This is a genomic window from Rhodococcus sp. 1168 (genome assembly GCF_002091955.1).
GTDB lineage: Bacteria > Actinomycetota > Actinomycetes > Mycobacteriales > Mycobacteriaceae > Rhodococcoides.
Window position 1 is genome coordinate 1 of sequence record NZ_MKKY01000008.1, and the last position, 302, is coordinate 302.

The 302-nt window shown below is 60.9% G+C and carries 1 pseudogene; it reads right to left on the bottom strand.

The window, feature by feature from the left end:
* Positions 1–145: 145 nt before the first annotated feature.
* Positions 146–302, bottom strand: a pseudogene (locus tag BJI47_RS23570) (IS1380 family transposase); the annotation flags it as partial.

A 302-nucleotide genomic window follows, 5' to 3' on the forward strand; every position in this document is an offset into this window, starting at 1 on the left:
AGCCTCGATCCACCGACTGAGGTGATGCATTGTGGTCGGTGACTGAATTGTGGGGTCGGGGTCTTCTGGGCGTGTGTCGTCCGCTGGTCTACCCAGCGTTTCCACGATTGTCGTTGTTCGGGCCGAGTCGGCGTGTCGGTCAGGATCAGGCAGTCGAAGGTGGACTGAACCCAATGATGTTGCGCCATAGTTGAAGCCATGCGTCGAGCCATGGCCACTTTCGCGGCAGGTGCAGCGTGGGTGCGCGCTGCGGCCGCACGAAACGCGCGGGAATGTTGACGATCTTCCGCCGTAGCGTCATT